A 15,514-nucleotide genomic window follows, 5' to 3' on the forward strand; every position below is an offset into this window, starting at 1 on the left:
CCTACACGCGGAACCAGGTGAAAGAGTCCTCGCGCACGCGCCCCTCCGACACCAGCTTCTCCAGTGAGGCCAGGGCGCTCCGCTCCGCCACGGGGTGCAGCAGCGGCGGCGTGTCCGCGTAGGCCGTCGCCACCACCTCCGCCAGCGTGGCGCCCGTCGTGGGCACCGCCTCCAGGACCAGGGCCTCGCGCTGGGCGCGGTGGCGCAGGTATTCGTTCAGCTTTCCGGGGCCGTCCGGCACCGGCGCGCCATGCGCGGGGTAGAGCGTGGTGACGGGCCAGTCGCGCAGGCGCTTGAGCTGCGTGAGGTAGTCCACCATGTTGCCCTCGGGCGGGTCGATGACGATGGAGCCCACGCTCGCCACCATGTCGCCCACGATGGCCGCCTTGCTGCGCGAGTCCACCAGGCACACGTGCCCGCGCGCATGCCCCGGCGTGTGCAACACGTGCCAGCGCTGCTGCACCGGCCCGTCCAGCAGCAGCACCTCGCCGTCCTCCAGCAGCCGCTCCACCGGGAAGTCCAGCCGGTCCGCCGTGCGCGCATGGCACCAGAGCGGGATGCCCAGCCGCTCCTTCACCGCGAACGCCCCGCCCACGTGGTCGCCGTGATGGTGCGTGAGCACCACCGCCACCGGCCGCAGCCCCTCCGCCTTCAGGCCCGCCACCAGCGACAGGAGCTTCGCGTACTGCTTCACGTCCGAGGAGCCCGGGTCGACGATGAGCAGGTCGCCCGTGCCCAGCACGTACGCGTTGGTGTGCGTGGCGGGCGGCAGCGTGGGCGTCTCCAGCGCCACCACGCGCACGCCGCGCTGGAACTCGATGCGCTGGGCCACGTAGCCCGGACAGTACGGCGGCGTGCTCAGCCGCGCGCGCGCGTCCGCCTCGTCCGTGAACTCCACCAGCACCTGCAACGCGTGCTGCGCGGGGGGATGCAACAGCGCCGAGCCGTCGCTCCAGCGCGACAGCGCGTCCTCCGGGCGGATCCACGCCCCCTCCGACAGCTCCCCGGGGAGGATGCTCGCCCCAGCCCCCTCCGGCAGCTCCACCAGGTAGAAGCGCGTGTCGAAGCGCACCGGCACGGAGGGCGGCGTCACCCACCGCCCCGCGGGCCGCAGGTCCTCCGCGCGCAGCGACAGCGCGTGGTGGGCCAGCCACTCGCTCCACTTCGCCGTGCCCGCGAGCAGCGCCGCCCGGCCCGCCTCCAGCACCTCCGGGGACACGGCGCGCGCGCCCTCCGCCACCAGCACGCCCACCTCCTCGAACAGCTCGCGCGCCGCCGCCGAGCGCAGCGCGGCCTCGTCGCCCTGGGCGCCCTGCACGGGGACGGCCGCGTCGTCCGCGTCCAGCTTCCCGCCGGGGAAGGCGTAGAAGCCGCCCGCGAAGGCCAGCGCCCGCTCGCGCTTCACCCAGAACACCTCCACGCCCTGGTGCGCGCGGCGGTAGAGGATGACCACCGCGGAGGAGCGGGGCTCCACGGGGGTGTGGGGCCCGAAGAGGCCCAGGCCGGGAAGGGGCTCGCTCATGGTTGCACCGTCCTTCAGGATTGCGTCGTCTGGCCGAGCAGCCGGCCCATCATCTCTCGCGCCCGCTCCGCCTGGTCCGGCCGGACGTAGAGCCGCGTCAGGCGCACCGCGCCACTGTAGCGCTGGTAGAGCGGCGTATAGCGCGCCACCTCCGTCAGCCGGCCCGTGGACACGTCCAGGATGAACAGCCCCGGGTTGCCTCCGGCGGAGCCCACGTACTTGCTGAGCGTCCCCTTGGACTGCACCGTGTAGTGCTCGAAGCCGCCGCTGGTGAGCGCGCTGTTGAGCACCTCCAGGTCGTAGCCCGTGTCCCGCTCCGTGAACTGCGCCAGCAGCTTGAAGCCCTGCCGGCGGCTGATGCGCTCCGCCCACCGGTTCTTCGAGCGGCGCAGCGTGTACCAGAGCGCCGCGTCGTCGCAGAGCAGGAAGGCCTCCGGGTCGGAGGGGATCTCGAACTCGCCGGGCGTCTCCTCGTAGTACCGCCGGAGCATGTGGTCGAAGTTCACCGACGTGTGGTGCAGGTACACCGACACGAACATGTGGTAGCGGCTGAGCAGGAAGTCCTCGAACGCGAACGCCGCCGCGCGCGACAGGGCCAGCACCGCCCTGCCGTCCTTCACCGCCGGGTTCAGGTTGGAGACGATCCAATCCATGTCATACCGGCCGTAGTTCACGCCCGTGTAGAACGAGTCGCGCAGCAGGTAGTCCATCCGGTCCGCGTCCAGCTCCCCCGACACGATGGCGCGCAGGAGCGGCGTCCAGTCCACGCCCTGGTGCGTGAAGCCCGGGTCCTTCGGCGGCTTCGCGCCGGAGATGAGCGCCACCACCGCCATGGGGCTGATGCCGCGCGGGCCGAACTCGCGCTGGATGACCTCCGTCAGCGAACTGTCGAGTATCAGCTTCGCGGTGAAGTCCTCGTGCGTCGCCTGCTCCCCTTCCGCCACGGCGTCCAGCCAGCCGGGCAGCCGCAGCAGCGAGCGCCGGGGCGCGATGCGCTCGGACGCGTGCGACAGCGGCATGTGCCCCAGGTCGTGGCAGAGGACGGCCAGGCGAACGGCCGTGCAGAAATGTTCACGCACATCGTCCGGCAGGTCGGACCGGCTGGCCACGGCGCCAAAGACGCGCGAGGCCACGAACATGGCGCCCAGGCTGTGGGCGTGGCGGGTGTGGGTGGCGCCCGGGAAGGCCAGGTCCCCGAAGCCCAACTGCCGCACGTAGCGCAGCCGCTGATAGAAGCGGCTGTCGATGACGGCCTTCTCCGGGTCGCTCACCGGGATGACGCCGTGAATGGGGTCGCGAATCCGCATGTCGTCCTTGCCGGGCCTCGGTTCCAAGGGGGCCCGGACCTGCTCCCACGGGCCGCCCACCGTAGCGCATACCCCGACGGGCGGTAGCCTTGTGAGGGGCCAACCAGCCACCACGCCACAGGCTGGGAAGGTCCCTGGGGACGTGCTAACCCTCCACTCACTCCGAATGCACATCATCCTGCTGCACAATCGTGACCACGAGCTGTTGGAGGACGACCCCGGGCGCGAAGCTCGCGAGGACGTGGTCCGGGTGGCCGAGAACCTGGCCCAGGCGCTGAGCCGCGACGGCGTGAACGCCGAGCCGCTCGCCATCGAGGGAGACCGGCTGGACTTCGTGGAGGCGCTGCGCTTCCTCCAGCCCGACCTGGTGGTGAACCTCTGCGAGTCGCTGGCCGCCGACAGCCGCGGGGAGATGGCCGTCCCCTGCCTGCTGGACGCGCTGGGCCTGCCGTACACCGGCTCGTCCGCCCTGTCGCTGGGGCTGGCGCTGCACAAGCCCAAGGCGAAGGAAGTGCTGCGCGCCAACGGTGTCTCCACGCCCGCCTCCTTCGTGGTGCGCCGCCGCGAGGACGCACTCGCGGTGGACCTGCCCTGGCCCCTCATCGTGAAGCCCGCGCGCGAGGACGCCAGCGTGGGCATGGACTTCGACTCCGTGGTGACGGAGCGCTCGGCGCTCGTGCGGGCGTGCGAGTCCGTGCTGCGCACCTTCCATCAGCCCGCGCTGGTGGAGCAGTTCATCCCGGGCCGGGAGGTGTACGTGCCGCTCCTGGGCAACAGCCCCCGGCAGGCGCTGCCCCTCACGGAGATCCACTTCGGCCGCGCGTTCGACAACCGTCCGAACATCGTGTCGTACCGGGCCAAGTGGGAAGCGGCCTCCCCGGAGTACCGGGACTCGCCCACCGGACCGTGCCGGCTCGACGCAGTGCAGGAAGCCCGTTGCATCCAGACAGCGCTGGAAGCATTTGCAGCGCTGGACTGCCAGGACTATGGACGCGTGGACCTTCGGGTGTCGCCCGAGGGTGTGCCGTACGTCATCGACATCAACCCCAACTGCGACCTTCATCCGGGCGCGGGGTTCGCGAAGGCGGCGCAGGCCGCCGGCATGGACTACGCGACCCTGGCCTCGCGACTCGTGGAGGTCGCTCTCGAAAGAGCCCATGGAAATCCGCACACTCGAAAGAAAGGACCGGGAACCGCTCGCCGCGCTGATCCGGCGAATCGAAACCTTCTCGCAGGAGGAGCAGGACTGCGCCATCGAGCTGGTTGACACCGCGCTCACCGCGGGCAACCGGGACTATTCCATCCTCGTGGCGGACCGCGGGCAGGACGGCGGCGGGCTGGTGGGCTACGTCTGCTACGGCCCCACGCCGATGACGGAGCACACGTACGACCTGTACTGGATCGCCTCCGCGCCGGAGGTGCGTGGGCAGGGCGTGGGCGCGCAGCTGGTGTCCTCCATGGAGGGCGACCTGCGCCGCCGCAAGGCCCGGCTCATCCGCGTGGAGACGAGCGCCACGGAGGCCTACGGCCCCACGCGCGGCTTCTACGCGTCCATGAAGTACGGAGAAGAGGCGCGCCTGCGGGACTTCTACAAGCAGGGCGACGACCTCATCATCCTGACCAAGCGCCTGTAGTCCTTCGCGCGGTTCCCCTGGCGGGAGCCGCCCAACCCTGGGCGTGAAGACGCCGCCCGGGTCCCCGTCAGGAGGGGCAGATGCTTCCCACGAACCGACCGATGCGACGCACCCGTCTGGGGCTGTTGAGCCTGCTGCCCCTCTTGCTGGGAGCCCCCTCCCCCGCCTGGGCCCAGGCGCCCGCCGCGCTGAAGTCCCAGGCGAAGGCCGCGGCGGCCAAGGCCCAGGCGAAGACCGCCCAGGCGCAGGAGGTCTCCGACGTGCTGAAGGTGCCGCGCCCCAAGGGCGGCGAGTACTTCGGCCTGTACCTGATGGACAAGAAGGTGGGCTGGTTCTTCAGCGACCTGACGGCGCTGCCGGGCAACAAGGCGCAGAGCATCAACGAGCTCATCTTCAAGGCGCAGGTGGGCACGCGCGTGTCGGAGCGCGTGCACCGCGAGGTGCGCATCTATGAAGCGAAGCCGGGCGGCAAGCTGCTGTCCTTCACCGTCACGCAGCGCGGGGACGGCGGGGACCAGGACCTGGTGGGCACGGTGACGGCGGACGGGCTGCGCGTCGTGCGCAAGCGCCCCGGCCAGCCGGATGAAGTGCTCAAGCCCCTGCCCGCGCCCAAGGAGACGGTGGAGGACGCGGACCAGGCGCGCGTGGCGCTGCTGCGGGGCAAGCCGGTGGAGGGCGTGACGCTGGACGGCACGGACCTGGAGGGCTACCGCACCGTCACCACCGTGGAGGCGCCGGAGGAGCAGGTGCTGGCGGGCGTGAAGGCGAAGCTGTCGCGGGTGAGCACGCTGTCGGACAAGGAGAAGGTGCCGGTGACGGCCCTGCTCACGACGGACGGCAAGATGGTGCGCGTGGACTTCGGCCAGACGATGCAGGCGCGCGCCGAGTCGGAGGCCGTGGCGAAGCGGCTGGACCTGGTGGAGGTGTTCGGCCTCACGCGCGTGGTGCTGCCCAAGCCGCTGCCCGCGAAGGCGCGCGAGGTGCCGGGCCAGGTGAAGCTGGTGATGAAGAACCTGCCGGCGAAGTTCCAGCAGAACACCTACCGGCAGAAGTACACGCCGCTGCCGGACGGCCGCGTGGAGGTGACGCTCACGGCGGCGCCGCCCGCGCCCAACGGCCGCAAGCCCCGGCCGGTGGCGGACCCGGACGGCGGGGAGAACCTCAAGTCCACGCTCGCGGTGGAGTCGGACGCGCCGGCCATCCGGGCGCAGGCCAAGAGCATCATCCGCGAGGAGAAGGACGCGTACACGGCGGCGCGGATGCTGTCCGCGTGGGTCTACAGCAACCTGCAGAAGGACTACGGCGTCAGCGCGGACCGGGCCACGGACGTGCTGCGCCAGAAGAAGGGCGACTGCACGGAGCACTCGCTGCTGACGGTGGCGATGCTGCGCGCGTCCGGCATCCCCGCCCGCCGCGTGGACGGCGTCATCTACATGGTGAACGCCGACGGCGTGCCCGCGCTGTACTGGCACGAGTGGGTGGAGGCCTACGTGGGGGAGTGGACCCAGCTGGACCCCACCTTCAACCAGCCCGTCGCGGACGCCACGCACTTCTCCGTGGGCTACGAAGGCAACGCCGAGATCACGCCCCTCATCGGCTCGCTCCAGGTCACCGACGTGAAGTAGCCGCCGCGCGTCCCGGGCCGCGTCAGTGGCCCGGGGCCGCCAGCAGCCGCTCCGCGAGCGTGGCCGCGTCGGTGACGGGCCGCTCGCAGACGAAGCCGCGGCAGAGGTACGCCGCGCCCTGCCCTTCCACCGGGTCGCGTCCCTCGAAGAGTTCATGCAGGCGCGCGGGCGGAGGCGTGCCCGGGTCGTTCCAGCCGAAGGAGAACACCGGCGCGTAGGTGCGGTTGGCGGCGGCCAGCAGGGGCGCGACGGCCTCCCGCGTGCCCGCGAAGGTGACGCCCGACGCGCCGTCCAGCAGCGAGTCCGCCGCGAGCCCCAGGTGGCCGTAGCCCAGCGGGTTGCGCACGAGGGAGTCGTGCAGCTTCGCGACGTAGTGCTCCGGGTGCTCCAGGTGGCACACGTCCCCGGTGAGCGCCGCGAGCGCCACCTGGGCCTCCGTCAGCGTGGAGGCGCCGGACGGGAAGGCGTTGTCGAAGAGGGAGAAGGCCGCCACCACCAGGTCCTTCTGTCCCCGGGGCGCGGACAGGTACGCGTGCTTCTCCTCGTCCCAGAACAGCTCCACCGCGCGGTGCGCGAGCGCGTCCGCCGCGTCCAGGTACTTCGCGTCGAACGTCGCCTGGTAGAGCGCGGTGAGCCCCGAGGCGAAGTCACCGTAGTCCTCCAGGAAGCCGTCGATGCGGCCCTGGCCGTCCTGGTGCGAGCGCAACAGCCGCTTGCCGTCCCACATGTTCGCGAGCACGAAGTCCGCCGCGTTCGCCGCCAGCCGCGCCCACTCCGGGCGGTTGAACACGCGAGACGCCAGCGCGAGGCCGCGGATCATCAGCCCGTTCCAGCCCGCCAATATCTTGTCGTCGCGGCCCGGCTTCACGCGCTGCTCACGCAACAGGTAGAGGACGCGGCGGGCCTCCGCCAGCTCCTCTTCCACCGCCTCCACGGGGCGGCCCTGCGCGCTCGCGAGCTCCGCCACCGGGACGACGACCTCCAGCACCGTGGCGCCGTGCTCGAAGTTGCCCCCGGGCTTGACGCCGAAGTGGCGCAGCACCGTCTCCGCTTGGGACGGGGAGAGCGCCGCGCGGATCTCCTCCGGGCGCCAGACGAAGAACTTCCCCTCCTCGCCCTCGCTGTCCGCGTCCTGCGTGGCGTAGAAGCCGCCCGCCGGGTCGGTCATCTCGCGGCGGACGTACTCGACGGTCTCCTCCACGACCTTGCGCCAGAGGGGGCGCGACTCCACCTGCTCCGCCTCCGCGTACAGGTGCAGCAGCTGGGCGTTGTCGTAGAGCATCTTCTCGAAGTGGGGCACCAGCCAGCGCTCGTCCACGGAGTAGCGGTGGAAGCCCCCGCCCAGCTGGTCGTAGATTCCCCCCAACGCCATGCGCTCCAGCGTGCGGAACACCGCCGCCTTCAGGGGCTCGCCGCCGCCGCGGCGCCAGGCGCGCAGCAGCAGCGCCACGTTCATCGGATTGGGGAACTTGGGGGCGCCGCCGAAGCCGCCATTCACGGGGTCCATCCGCTTCGCCATCGCGTGGCCCATGGCCACGATGTCCTCCGCGGAGAGGTGGGCGGGAGCGGCATCCAGGCCGTGCGTGGACAGCTCGCCCAGGCCCTCTTGGAAGCGCTGCGCCTGGTCCTCGATCTCCTCCGCCTTGTGCTCCCACGCGTCGCGCAGCGCGGCGAGCAGGCGCGGGAAGCCGGGCCGGCCGTAGCGGTCCGAGGGCGGGAAGTAGGTGCCGCCGTAGAAGGGGCGCAGGTCCGGGGTGAGGAACACCGTGAGGGGCCAGCCTCCGCCCTGCCCCATGAGCTGCACGACGCCCTGGTAGATTTGATCCAGGTCGGGGCGCTCCTCGCGGTCCACCTTGATGTTGATGAAGCCCTCGTTCATCAGGCGCGCGATTTCGGGGTCCTCGAAGGACTCGTGGGCCATGACGTGGCACCAGTGGCACGCGGAGTAGCCCACGGAGAGCAGGATGGGCTTGTGCTCCGCCCGGGCGCGGGCCAGGGCCTCCTCGCCCCAGGGGTACCAGTCCACGGGGTTCGCGGCGTGCTGGCGCAGGTACGGGGAGGGCTCCCGGGCAAGACGGTTGGTGGCCCCGGAGGGGGGATGTACGGCCATGGAGGGCTCCCGGTGCGAAGAGGGGCTTCGCGGGACATCACATTGTGAGCCTGCGAGCACGGGAGCAAGCCGAAATGGCCTCACTCGCCGCTGGCCAACGGCCCTCCGGTGCGCTTTGTCCGGGGGGCGTGCGTGCGTCCGCCCACTCCAGCCCCGGCCCGGGAATGAAGGCTTGCATCGCCCTGGTGGCGGTGGGCGTCGCGGTGCGGCTCGCGCTGGCGGTGGGCACGGACGTCTATTTCGACGAAGCCTATTACTGGCAATGGGCGCGGCATCTCGCCTGGGGATATTTCGACCATCCGCCGATGGTGGCGTGGCTCATCGCCGCGCTGGGCATCCGGGGGTCGGCGCTGCTGTGCGGGCTGGGGACGGGCGTGGCGGTGTGGGGGCTGGCCCGGGACGTGTATGGCTCACGCGATGCGGCATGGCGCGCGGTGGCGCTGTGGAGCGCGGTGCCGGTGGGCATCCTCTCCGGCGTCTGGGCCACGCCCGACGCGCCCATGCTCCTGTTCTGGTCGCTGGGGCTGTGGGCGCTCTACCGCGAGCGGTGGGTGCTGGCGGGGCTGACCTGTGGCCTGGCGCTGCTGTCGAAGTACCCGTCCGTGCTGCTGGGGCTCGCGTTCATGGTCGCGGCGCTGCGGGCCCGGCGGTTGCCCGCGGGGGCATGGCTCACGGCGGGCCTGGGGCTGCTGTGCTTCCTGCCGGTGGTGCTGTGGAACGCGAACCATGACTGGGTGGGGTTCAAGTTCCAGCTGAACCACGGCCTGGGTGGGCGCGGCGGCTGGGGGGCGTTCGGCGAGTTCCTGGCGGGGCAGCTCGCGCTGGGCGGACCGGTGCTGTTCCCGCTGGCGCTGGTGTACGCGGTGCGCGGGCCCCGGGAGCAGTTCCTGCTGCGCATGGCGGCGGTGGTTCCGCTGCTGTTCTTCGGCTACGCGGCGGCGCGCACGCGGGGCGAGGCCAACTGGCCGGCGGCGGCGTACGTGGCCGCGTGCATTGGCGTGGCGGGGATGCGGCCTGGGTGGCAGCGGGCGGCGGCGTGGAGCGGGATGGCGGTGACGCTCGCGGTGACGTCGCACCTGCTGTTCCCGGTGCTCACCTTCGAGCGCGACGTGGTGCTGTCGCGGACACACGGCTGGAGTCCGCTGGAGAAGCTGGCCGCGCCGGAGCAGCTCTTCGCGGGGATGCCGCCTGGGCGCACGCCCGTCTACGCGCCCTCGTACCAGCTCGCCTCGCAGGTGGCGCACGCGGCCGGCGTGGAGACGGACACGGCGGGCCCGGCCCGGCGCAAGAGCCAGTATGACGTCTGGCCTGAGCTGGCATTGAAGCCCGGGCAGGACGTGCTCTGGTGTTCGGAGAATGGCGTGGAGCCGCCGGAGGAGCTGATCCAGCGCGCGAGCGCCGTGCAGGGGCCCGTGGAGCTCACGGGGGAGTTCCAGGGCCGCGTGCTGCACACGTTCACGGTGTGGCGGCTGGTGGGGCTCAAGCCCGCCAGCCCTTGACCTGACGGTTCACCCCTTCAAGGCCCGGGCGAGGCCGGAGCGAGGCGAGGAAGACGCCTCGGCTCCAGCCATCACCCTCGGAAGGGTCCCCGTCGCGGCGGCCCGCTAGTCCTTCGTGCAGACCACGTCGTCGATCTGGAGGTGATCGCGGTCCGCGACGCTGCGGCTCGGGTAGAAGAGCAGACGCCAGTCGCGCACGTTGCCCACGAAGCGGAAGAACACCGGCTGCCACTCGTCGCTGTCGACGGTGAGGAAGTCTGTCTGCACGCTCCAGCCGCCGCTCGAATAGCTGCGGTGGCGAATGGTGCCGTGGCCGCGCACCCGGTACGAGCACGAGTAGTTTCCGGTCGGGACGTTGAACTTCTCGAGCGAGAAGCGCTCCGCCACCTGGATGGGGACGACGAACTGGAGGGCCCTGGAGCCGCCGTGTGTCGCGGTCGTGTAGGGCTGGAGGCGCGAGGGCTTGATCTCCGTGCCCGGGTCCGTGAGGCCGTTGTCCAGGCCGTACCAATAGTCGGGGATGTAGTTGTTGCCGTAATAGGGGATGGAGTAGGTGCTCCAGCTCTCGAAGCCACCATTGCGGATGATGTTCGCGGGATGGTCGGCGGAGACGCAGCGCCGGGTCGCCGGGTCGCAGGCGGGCAGCGCCCCCCGGCAGTCGAGGGTGGTGAAGCAGGCCCCCGCGGCCAGCTCGCACGTGCCGGTCGTGGGGTTGCAGCTCGTCGCCGGGTTGCTGCAGGTGACGCCCGCGCAGGGGTCGCCCGCGACGCAACGATGCGTGGCCGTGACACACACAGGCGTCGCAGGAGTGCCCGCGCAATCCGCGTGACGGGTGCAACGGTCCGAGGAGGTCACGCAGGTGTGGGTCTCATCGCAGGACTGCCACTCGCTGCAAGCCGAGGCGTCGCCGCAACGGCCAGACAGCGGCTCGCAGGTCGCGGTCGCATTCACGCAGCGCTGCCAGGTCTCACAGCTGACGCGGTCGCACGGCTCCTCGGCCCGCACGCAGCGCACGTCGTCGAGGAGCAGATGGTCGCCGCTGGTGTTCCGGACGCTGAAGATGAGCTCGAAGGTGTCGAAGACGTCGGCGGCGAGGTTGAAGTTGTACGCCAACTGCTTCCACGCGGAGCTGCTGACCGTGGTGTAGGACGAGTACGAGGAATAGTCGTCGCTGAAGAAGGCGTTCCGCACCTCACCCGTGCCCCGCACCTGGTAGGTGCAGGAGTAGCGGCCAGCAGGCATCGACTTCGCCAGGGTGGTGAAGCGCTTGTGCGTGGCGGAGGGATTGACCAGCCGGACCGCGTTCACGCCCTCGAAGGCGTTGGTCGTCTCCTTCCGCACCACGTCCGACGTGAAGTTCGACTTGCTCCCGAGCCACTTCGCCGGCAGCTCACCGGGCCACTCTTCGAAGCCCCAGTTGTCGATGACGTTCCCCACGACCCCGGTGCCGGCATCGGGCGTCTCGGTGCCGGAGTCCGGCGTCTCGGTGCCGGAGTCGGGCGTCTCGGTGCCGGAGTCCGGCGTCTCGGTCCCGGCATCGGGCGTCTCGGAGCCAGAGTCCGGCGTCTCCGTGCCGGAGTCCGGGGTCTCGGTGCCTGAATCCGGCGTCTCCGTCCCGGAGTCGGGGGTCTCCGTGCCGGAGTCGGGCGTCTCGGTGCCGGAGTCCGGGGTCTCCGTGCCGGAGTCCCGTGTCTCGGTGCCTGAGTCCCGCGAGGTCTGACCGGCGTCGGGAGTCACCTCGGGATCAGAATCACCGCAGGCGACCACCAAGATCAGCAGCGAAGCCAGACACGTTCGAAACAACGCCACAGCGAGCCTCCAATTTTCCAGAAATTGGCCACTCGTACCACACTTCTCCAGGAGGAGGGCACCCTGAGCCAGCGCCTCATACGAGGTTTCCCTGCAACGAAGCCGTGAACTGCCGACCAGGTGGTTTCCGAGGCAAAATTGGGAATGAGGGAACGCCTCCGCTCCGGGTGAGGGCTCAAACCCATACAACCCGGATGAAGAGGAACGCGAAGCAGCTCCGCGCCGACGACCATCGCGAAGGCGATGAGGCTGCTGGCCACGGACCCCACCTCGTCCGAGCACAGCTTCTCCCCCGGCTGGATGATCCCCGGCCACGCCATCTTCCGCATCACCTCCCAGCCCAGCCGCCGTCGAGCGCCTGGAACACACCGTCCAGGCTCACGCACCAGAGCGTGATGACAGCCAGGTAGAACAGCGGCGGATAGCGCTCACGGAGAAGCGCAAGGTGGCCTGGATCCGGGGCAAGGAGGGGCCTGCTCATGCCGCCACCAGGGTCACGGTGCCCGTGGAGCCGTCCACGCGGATCCGCGCGCCGTCGGGGATGCGCGTCGTCGCGTGCGCCACGCCCACCACCGTGGGGATGCCGAACTTCCGGCCCGCGATGGCCGTGTGCGACAGCATGCTGCCGCGCTCCACGACGATGCCTCCAGAGGCCGGCATCAGGAACAGCCAGCCGGGGTCCGTCTCCTTCGCGATGAGGATGTCCTCCTTGTTCAGCGTGCCCACCGCGCCCGGATCCAGCACGACGCGCGCGATGCCTTCCACGATGCCCGCGCTCGAACCGATGCCCTTGAACAGCGAGGCATCCTCCACCAGCGCCTCCACGGCCCTCGGGATGCCGTCGGCCACGCTGCCCACGGTGGTGAAGTCACGCGGTGGCTGGCGCTCCTGGTTCTCTCGCTGCTCCCGCCGCCGCAGCCGCGTGAGCTCGCCCAGGTTCCGGGTCACGCTCCGGCCCTCGAAGTGGTCCATCACCTCTTTCATCGTGAGGTAATGCACGTCCAACGGCGCCCCGAGCGTTCCTCGCTCCGCCATCCGCTGACCGAGCGCCGCGAACACCTGCTTGCTGAAGCCAAAGAGCTGACCGCGCCAGAACCGGCTGTCCTCACGCAGCCCGATCACCGTGCGCAGCCGCTCCAGGAGCTGCTGGATGGCGAGCTTCCGCAAGGACCGGCCCTGGAGGAGCGCGGCGAGCTGTGCCTCGGCTTCCCGGCGCCGTGCCAGGTCGGAGGCCCGCAGCGCTTCGCGGGTCACGGACGTGCGCGCGTAGGACTGGACGATGCGCACCAGCTCCCAGGGCGTCTCGCGCAGGTTCGGGCGCTCCACGTTCAACTCCTGCACGCCCCGGTCGCCGTACTCGCGCAGGTGCTCGCGGAACGCCCGTGCGAACCCCGGGGACACCTCCCCCGCCTCGATGCTCCGCCACACGGCCTCCGCGTCCTCGGCCTCGAAGCGCTTCGCCAGCGCCGCGTCCGCGCGGACGGCCTCCGCGAGCGCCACCGCGGAGAGGAGCGCGTGGGTGCTCGCATCCGGCCGGGCCCCGCACAGCAGGCCCACCAGCAGCGCGCTGGGGTCTTCTCCGGTCCACTGGTGCAGGAGCCTTCGCGCCAGCCCGAAGAGCGTGTTGATGTACCAGTGATTGATGAGCGTCAGGCCCCACCAGTTGCCCACCTCCGTCCAGACGCGCCGGAAGTGATGGATGAGGACCAGCGGATCCTCCCGGGCCAGGTTCAGGGACCGCAGCCCCGCGAGCGTCTGCTTCCACCACGCCTCGAACGCGTTGAAGTCGCGCTGGAACGTCGCGGTGACACCCAGCGCCCCCACCACCGAGCGGCCCAGGGCGAGCGCGTAGCCCGCCGTGCTGGGGAAGCTCTCACGGTGGCCGGGCAGACGCAGGACCAGGGAGGCGTCCAACTGGAGCACGTCCTCCAGGTCCCGCATGGACGTGAGCGCGATGAACGGATTGATGCCATTGACGTGCATCAGGTTCGACAGCGAGTGGTAGACGCGCCCGTCGATGAACCCCAGCATGTTCTGGAAGGCGGGCGTCTGGTCATGCAGCGCCCGCGAGTCCGCGCCCCGCATGCGGCGCAGCAGGTCGTAGAAGATGACCTCGTAGAAGTGACTGGCCAGTGAGTACGTCAGCGGCGTGGTGACGCCCGGGAAGCTCTCCGAGACATTCGCGCAACCCCACACGCGGATCTTCCGGAAGTCGAAGGCGATGGGCCGCGACTGCAGCACGTGCAGCCACCCGTCCGCGGTGAACGTGCCTTCGATGTCCTGGGGAACGCCGAAGGTGCGCTCGATGTTGCGCGCCAGCGTGGCCAGCCGTTTCAACTCCTCCTCGGAGAGACACGGTGCGTCCCGCAGGGGCTCCGGAACGGGCTGGCGGAGGAGCCCGCCTCCGGGCGCGGGGTTCTCACACAACATCTCCGCCTTGTGGCCCAGCTCCCGGTCGATGCGTCCCGTCTGGGGATGGATGAAGTAGTGGTCCACGCCGACCTTCTCCTGGACGACCCCCTCCCCGATGCCGTGCCCCGCGACGACCAGCATCCTGCGCTCGGTCGTCTTCGGGTCGCACGTGAAGGCCACGAACGAGCGGCGTCCTGGAACCATCCGCTGGACGCCCACCGCCACGGTGAGGCCACGGACGTCACGCCCCTGGGCCAGCCGGTAGATGAGCGCCTCCGGCGTATAGGCGGACGCCCAGCAGCGGCGAATCCGCTCCAACAGCAAGTCACGCCGCACATAGAGGAACGTCGAGCTCACGCCCGCGAACGGATCCGTCTCCGAGTCCTCGCTCTCCTCCAGCCCGCGCCCCACGACGGAGGCCCGCACCGCCACCGTTCCATCCACGCAGAAGGTCCGGTCGAACGTCTCCAGGATGGCGGCTTCATGCTCGGCGGCGAGGGGGACTTCGAGGAAGAGGTGTTCAATCTCATCCGCGACGCGGCGGATGTCCTGATGCGAGGTGCTGTCCACCGCGGAGATGAGCTGTTCGATGGCGGGGAGGATGGGCCGCGACACCTCCTGGAACATCGTGGTGGTGAGGCAGAAGAAGTCGGGGACCGGGAAGCCGTGCTGCGCCAGGTGCTGCTGGCCCGCGAATTTCTGACCGACGTGCCGAGGGTCGCCGGCCTCGGCCATGGAGACCAGGGGAAGAGGAGAAGACATGGCGGGGGTTCCTTCAGGAACGAAAGGCAGTGAGGGCGCTTCGCAAGGCATCCATCGGAGCGCGCGACAAAACGCCCTCCGGGCCAGTCACCGCCGCGAGCCGTGAGACATCCAGGCACTGCGAGCAGGTCATCAACTTCAGACGCTCCGCCATCGCACGGGCACGCGGCCTGGCAGCTCCGACAGGTTCCCCAGCGGGCCCTCGCGACAGGCGCTGCCCACGCGCACGCCCAGGGGCGTGGCATCCGCCCACGCCGCCAGCTCGTGATACTCGGAGGCCCATGCGCCCAGATAGAGGCCGCGGTGCTCCTGGAGCGCGGCGGCCAGGAACTCCGCCTCCTCCACGTTCTCCACCGGGACGCGACAGGGGTGCTGGACCTCCGGGAGAAGCGGCTCGGGGACGAGCAGGAACGAGATGGCTTCCGGCGACTCCACCCGTGAACGACGCTCCGGGTGGCTGGAATCAAGAACCATGTCTGCCTTTCTCCAACCGAGGGGAAAAGACAGTCTAGGAACCCGCATGTATCGATACGAGAACCGGGCAGAGCCACCTCGCTCACGGCGGGATCAGGACCCAGAGGATTCCCGCGACAGGCGTCGTGAAGCACGACCCTGAAGCGGGTGAGACGTCACGGCCCTTCGGGCGTCACGCGCTCACTGCGCCCTCCTCCCAGCATCTCCCCCCACCGCGCAGGTAGAGGAGCCCCGTCGTGAGCGTCGCGCCGGAGTCCTCGCGCCCCATCCACCCCTCGTCGACGGCGACCGCGAGCCCGTCCTACAGCGAGCGGGTCTCGTAGCTGGAGGGGGCATCGATGTGGAAGGCGAGGTCCACGT

Annotated in this window: 11 protein-coding genes; 4 read left to right on the top strand and 7 right to left on the bottom strand. The window is 70.4% G+C overall.

The window, feature by feature from the left end; all coding sequences use genetic code 11:
* Position 1: 1 nt before the first annotated feature.
* The gene (locus FOF48_RS10475) at positions 2 to 1,522 is read right to left on the bottom strand and encodes an MBL fold metallo-hydrolase (protein ID WP_143900486.1); all 1,521 of its coding nucleotides are present in this window, start codon (positions 1,520 to 1,522) and stop codon (positions 2 to 4) included.
* A gap of 14 nt (positions 1,523 to 1,536) precedes the next feature.
* Positions 1,537 to 2,829, bottom strand: a complete 1,293-nt coding sequence (locus FOF48_RS10480) for an HD domain-containing protein (RefSeq protein WP_143900488.1) — start codon at positions 2,827 to 2,829, stop codon at positions 1,537 to 1,539.
* A 166-nt stretch (positions 2,830 to 2,995) separates the two neighbouring features.
* Here FOF48_RS10480 and FOF48_RS10485 point away from each other — a divergent pair, with 166 nt between their 5' ends.
* From FOF48_RS10485 to FOF48_RS10495, 3 genes are all read left to right on the top strand, one after another.
* Entirely contained in the window at positions 2,996 to 4,096 is a 1,101-nt protein-coding gene (locus FOF48_RS10485) for an ATP-grasp domain-containing protein (protein WP_143900490.1), read from the top strand.
* The gene (locus FOF48_RS10490) at positions 4,089 to 4,463 is read left to right on the top strand and encodes a GNAT family N-acetyltransferase (protein ID WP_370456562.1); all 375 of its coding nucleotides are present in this window, start codon (positions 4,089 to 4,091) and stop codon (positions 4,461 to 4,463) included. Before FOF48_RS10485 ends, FOF48_RS10490 begins: the two co-directional genes overlap by 8 nt.
* Before the next feature lie 101 nt (positions 4,464 to 4,564).
* Positions 4,565 to 6,088 (top strand): transglutaminase family protein, encoded by a 1,524-nt coding sequence (locus FOF48_RS10495; protein WP_370456561.1) that lies wholly within the window; start codon positions 4,565 to 4,567, stop codon positions 6,086 to 6,088.
* A 22-nt stretch (positions 6,089 to 6,110) separates the two neighbouring features.
* Here the strand turns inward: FOF48_RS10495 and FOF48_RS10500 are convergent, their stop codons facing one another.
* A complete protein-coding gene (locus FOF48_RS10500; protein ID WP_143900497.1) occupies positions 6,111 to 8,198 on the bottom strand; it encodes a thioredoxin domain-containing protein in 2,088 nt (695 codons plus the stop codon).
* A 164-nt stretch (positions 8,199 to 8,362) separates the two neighbouring features.
* Here FOF48_RS10500 and FOF48_RS10505 point away from each other — a divergent pair, with 164 nt between their 5' ends.
* Positions 8,363 to 9,697: a glycosyltransferase family 39 protein gene (locus tag FOF48_RS10505; RefSeq protein ID WP_143900499.1), complete on the top strand. Its 1,335-nt coding sequence runs from the start codon at positions 8,363 to 8,365 to the stop codon at positions 9,695 to 9,697.
* A 105-nt stretch (positions 9,698 to 9,802) separates the two neighbouring features.
* On the opposite strand, the gene FOF48_RS10510 is transcribed toward FOF48_RS10505, so the two are convergent.
* The 4 genes from FOF48_RS10510 to FOF48_RS10530 form a co-directional block, all read right to left on the bottom strand.
* A complete protein-coding gene (locus FOF48_RS10510; protein ID WP_304503207.1) occupies positions 9,803 to 11,434 on the bottom strand; it encodes an invertase recombinase-like protein in 1,632 nt (543 codons plus the stop codon).
* A 400-nt stretch (positions 11,435 to 11,834) separates the two neighbouring features.
* Positions 11,835 to 11,987 (bottom strand): hypothetical protein, encoded by a 153-nt coding sequence (locus FOF48_RS36420; protein ID WP_186001853.1) that lies wholly within the window; start codon positions 11,985 to 11,987, stop codon positions 11,835 to 11,837.
* Positions 11,984 to 14,680: a PEP/pyruvate-binding domain-containing protein gene (locus tag FOF48_RS10520; protein ID WP_143900505.1), complete on the bottom strand. Its 2,697-nt coding sequence runs from the start codon at positions 14,678 to 14,680 to the stop codon at positions 11,984 to 11,986. The genes FOF48_RS36420 and FOF48_RS10520 overlap by 4 nt, the downstream gene beginning before the upstream one ends.
* 138 nt (positions 14,681 to 14,818) lie before the next feature.
* Positions 14,819 to 15,154 carry a hypothetical protein gene (locus FOF48_RS10530; protein WP_186001854.1) on the bottom strand — a complete coding sequence of 112 codons (336 nt, stop codon included), beginning with the start codon at positions 15,152 to 15,154 and terminating at the stop codon, positions 14,819 to 14,821.
* Positions 15,155 to 15,514: the final 360 nt, after the last annotated feature.

The organism is Corallococcus sp. Z5C101001 (assembly GCF_007352635.1).
GTDB classification, from domain to species: domain Bacteria; phylum Myxococcota; class Myxococcia; order Myxococcales; family Myxococcaceae; genus Corallococcus; species Corallococcus silvisoli.